Origin of the sequence: Microcystis sp. LEGE 08355 (assembly GCF_015207185.1) — a bacterium.
GTDB lineage: Bacteria > Cyanobacteriota > Cyanobacteriia > Cyanobacteriales > Microcystaceae > Microcystis > Microcystis panniformis.
Genome location: NZ_JADEXI010000431.1, coordinates 1 through 3,995 on the forward strand (window position 1 = coordinate 1; position 3,995 = coordinate 3,995).

Below are 3,995 nucleotides of genomic sequence, written 5' to 3' on the forward strand. Positions count from 1 at the left end.
TATAAGAGACAGGTTGTGGGCTTATTAATTGGTACTTTAATTGGGACAGTTCTTGGACTTTCTTTATGGTTTTCTGAATCGGCTGCTTTTATCGCTAAACCTTTTGTGACCGCGCTTGGTGCATTGCCTGTCTTTGCTCTAGCTCCATTGATGATTGTTTGGTTTGGTGTTGGTTTTGGTATGAAGGTGGCCATCGCAGTTTTTTGGCTCTACCGAACCTGTCATGTAAAACTATTAACAACTTATACTTGTAAAGCTTGTATAGTAAAGCTTTGAGTTTTTGTTAGATTGATATTTATCAACTTTAGAGCATTGCTGGACAGAGAGGGAGCTTGGGGAATTTTCTACATTGTAAGTTCGGAAGAACCAGTTTTTTCAACTGTGTTTGTAGCCTTTAACCAAGCTTATAAAGGAGCCAATTCTGTAGCTCTAGAATATGTTGACACACTTAAAGGAATGAATGCGTCTCGTTCCCAGATTTTTCAAAAAGTAATCATTCCTGGTTCCTTAGATTGGGTATTAAGCTCTATTCGGTTAAATGTTGGATTTGGATTATTGGGGGCATTTATTGGAGAATATATTTCATCAAATGAAGGTTTAGGTTATCTGATTCTTCGTGCCAGTAATCTGTACAATATTCCAAGAGCTTTTGCCGCAGCGATCGGGATTATCGCCCTTGCCTTGATTTTGGATAATATTGCCCAGTTTATTGAACGACGACGTTATACGATTGTCCAATGGATCAGTGTTCCCCCGCAACTTTGGCATCGTTGAGGTGAACAACAGTCTGTAAAGATACCCTCAATTATCATTACAGAAAATTAAGTTGCGATCACCATATAAACAGAAAAAGCTGTCGGTTCTGATATGGCTAACCCTTCCAAACGCATTCCTGGTGGAAGGCGATCGCCGTAAACTAGAGGATTAGCGCAATCCCCCTATGTAAACGACCAAAACCGCCAAACCAATAGCTATACTGTTACAAGAGCTATTTCCCGCAATTAGACCGCCAAGAAAAATTGAATGCCAACGATAACAAAAGAAACCCTTAAGCAAGAACTCGATCGCCTTAATAATCAACAACGTCAAATCTTAAATATTCAACCTTAAAAGGAGCAAACCTAATGACAACTAGAGAAAGACTGATCCAAGAAATATCTCAAATCTCCGAAGAAATTGTTGAAGAACTGCTTGACTTTTTATTATTTACCCAAGCCAGAAGGAATCAACAAAAAGAGCCAAAAACCCCTAGACCCTACGCCCTCTGTCAAGGAGAATTTACCGTTCCTGCTGACTTTGACGATCCCTTACCCGATGAAATCCTACAGGACTTTGAAAACCCTTTATAAAAATCATGCGACTTTTACTCGATACTCATATCTTTCTCTGGTTTCTTAATGGAGATACTCGACTTTCACAAGATTTTTGTGATGCCATTAAAGACGCTAAAAATAGCGTATATTTGAGTGTAGCCTCCATCTGGGAAGCCATTATTAAATATCAATTAGGTAAACTTCCCTTGCCAGAATCACCAGAAGTTTATCTGCCCAAACAACGCGATCGCCATCAAATAGCGAGTTTAACGATTGATGAAGAAAGCATCGCCTATTTAATGAAATTACCTCCCTTGCATCGTGATCCCTTTGATAGACTGCTAATTTGTCAAGCAATGCAAAATGATTTAATCATTATTACAGTTGACCAAAAAATTCGCTCCTACCCAATCATTACAACCTTATAATTAATCAGACAAAAATGGCAGAAGTAAACGTTTATTATGATCCAATGGGTAACACCTTAACCGTTGGGTTTGGCGCACCGCACGATCATTAGAGTATTCATGGTGTAGGATTTTCGGGTTGTCTTATGCAATGTCTGTCTCTATAAGGGTTTCATTCCTTATAGAGACAGACATTGCTGTGATTTTTGCCAATTGTTTTCGATCTAGAACTAGCTAATCAATTAAGTCTCTTGTCAGATAAGGATTTGGTCGATTTATGCCACCCTATCGAACCATACCAAGTAACGAAGAACCGTTTTTCCTAGACTAATCTGCTCAATTTCACCAGCAAAGATACTTTCTCTAATTATCCTCGATCGAGTCCCAATTGATCAAGAATTTTTCGGGTGGCAAATGGATTGTTTTATATCTATAATTATTATTGAAAAAAATCAAAGCAAGCGGTTTCGCTTTAATAATGTATATCTTGCCAGAGGGAACAATCATTAATGTTTTGGAAATCTTTGATATTTTTGCTGGCAATAATAACCCGACGACTGGGATATTTTTCTTTGAGTAGCGACCATTGAGCCGATAGGATACAATCTATATCAATATTTTCTTTAACTTGGTTTGGTTGACTTGTTGCTCTCAACTCAGCCCAAAGACAAGCGGCTTTTTGTAGTAAAATAAAACTGACTTTCTGCAACTCAATTACATTCCTTAACTTATCTAATTCTTGCACGCTTTTACTTTTTATCCTAATCAATTCTCGTCTAACCTCATAATCCCATAGATCAGATGAAGTCAGAAAAGCTCCTCTTGCCAGCAGACGATAAAACCATTCGGTACATTGATAAACTTCTGTAAATAACTTTTGATCTTCTGGCCAGTCTTCACCGATCGGGGTTACTAATAAGCTTAAAATGTTAGAGTCCAGAATTACAATCACTCTTTTAATCCCATCCCTTAACTTTTCTCAGATTTTCTAACTGTTCTAAGCGAGATTTTGCCCATGGGATTGCTGGCTGATTTTTTTGTTTCTGCACTTGATCAGTATCGGATTTATTCGAGGTATAAAAGTCTGTCCAATTGAGAGGTTTAGTTTCTTGATTTTCGTATTCTTGTATTTGCCAGAGGATTGCTATAGCCGTATTCTTTAAAGAGATTAAAACTTGCTTAAACTGACTTGTTTTCTCTGGTTGCAAGCTAGGATCATTTAAAAAAGCCTTGGCGATCATCTTAAAAGATTCTAGGGATTTGTGGGGAAAATAGCCAATATATTTTTCTATTATTATCTCTGAGAGTATGGTAATACAGAAGCAAATACGATTATATTGAGCGGATTTATCTGTTGATTTTAACAAGGCATATAACAGTATTTTGTTCACTCGAATTAACTCTAAAAATCCTGTAAATAATTATCATAATATGCCATTTTTTGAAGCTATCAGCAGACAAAAATTCACAATACTTAGCTTGAAATTCTCTTGTTATTGGTTGATATTCAAGAGAATAAATATTCTCCGCTTGAGGTGGAGTTTGATCTGCTCTGATTTTTTCTATAACTTCAGTAATTTTTAAATCATCATTTTGATATTCTTTGGGAAAATCAAGGGATTTATCGGAAGTAAATAGTCTTTATAAATCTGCTTTTAAAAAACTTATTTCCGCTAACATTTCTGGTTCTTCGGTAATTGTTATGTAATGGACGGGAGTTATAAGGGATGGAACCCTTATATAGAAATGCCTTTGGCGATTTTTGTCAATTGTTTTTGAACTAGAGCGAACTAATCAATTAAGTCTCTTTCCAGATAAGGATTTAGCCGATTTATGCCCCCCTATCGAACCATACCAAGTAACGAAGAACCGGAAGAACCTACAACTTTTATGTTAAATGTAGTGTGAATCTATCTTTCCTATAAAAATTTTTCAGGTTATTCTTACACAAATACTAACAAGTTGATGAAGCGGACGGGCGAGATAGCTTCGGGTTATTATTGCCAGCAAAAATATCAAAGATTTCCAAAACATTACTGATTGCGCTCTCTGGCAAGATATACATTATTAAAGCCAAACCGCTTGCTTTTATTTTTTTCAATAATAATTATAGATCTAAAACAATCTATTGGCCACCCGAAAAATTCTTGATCAATAGGACTCGATCGAGGATAATTAGAGAAAGTATCTTTGCTGGTGAAATTGAGCAGATTAGTCTAGGAAAACCCTGCCCTAGACAAAGTAAAGATCAGAAAATCCTACACCATGAATACTC

General features: G+C 36.5%; 5 protein-coding genes and 1 pseudogene. 4 read left to right on the forward strand and 2 right to left on the reverse strand.

Features of this window, described 5'->3' with window-relative positions; all coding sequences use genetic code 11:
• From IQ242_RS18535 to IQ242_RS18550, 4 genes and pseudogenes are all read left to right on the forward strand, one after another.
• Nucleotides 1-276: pseudogene (locus IQ242_RS18535) on the forward strand (hypothetical protein); the annotation flags it as partial.
• 105 nt (nt 277-381) lie between these two features.
• Nucleotides 382-774, forward strand: a complete 393-nt coding sequence (locus tag IQ242_RS18540) for an ABC transporter permease (RefSeq protein ID WP_370583024.1) — start codon at nt 382-384, stop codon at nt 772-774.
• Between the two features lie 350 nt (nt 775-1,124).
• Nucleotides 1,125-1,349: a DUF2281 domain-containing protein gene (locus tag IQ242_RS18545; protein ID WP_002796731.1), complete on the forward strand. Its 225-nt coding sequence runs from the start codon at nt 1,125-1,127 to the stop codon at nt 1,347-1,349.
• 5 nt (nt 1,350-1,354) lie between these two features.
• Complete coding sequence (locus tag IQ242_RS18550; protein ID WP_193960982.1) at nt 1,355-1,741, forward strand: type II toxin-antitoxin system VapC family toxin; 387 nt, start codon at nt 1,355-1,357, stop codon at nt 1,739-1,741.
• 451 nt (nt 1,742-2,192) lie between these two features.
• Here IQ242_RS18550 and IQ242_RS18555 read toward each other — a convergent pair whose 3' ends face one another.
• Together IQ242_RS18555 and IQ242_RS26320 are read right to left on the reverse strand one after the other, a co-directional pair.
• A complete protein-coding gene (locus tag IQ242_RS18555; RefSeq protein WP_193960983.1) occupies nt 2,193-2,672 on the reverse strand; it encodes a hypothetical protein in 480 nt (159 codons plus the stop codon).
• A gap of 4 nt (nt 2,673-2,676) precedes the next feature.
• Nucleotides 2,677-3,111, reverse strand: coding sequence for a hypothetical protein (locus IQ242_RS26320; RefSeq protein WP_228021080.1), 435 nt, complete (start codon nt 3,109-3,111; stop codon nt 2,677-2,679).
• Between the last annotated feature and the right edge of the window lie 884 nt (nt 3,112-3,995).

What these genes read in the sequence shown, in the direction of transcription:
- IQ242_RS18550 (WP_193960982.1), top strand. Translation starts at nt 1,355, where the DNA reads ATGCGACTTTTACTCGATACTCATATCTTTCTCTGGTTTCTTAATGGA.
- IQ242_RS18545 (WP_002796731.1), top strand. Translation starts at nt 1,125, where the DNA reads ATGACAACTAGAGAAAGACTGATCCAAGAAATATCTCAAATCTCCGAA.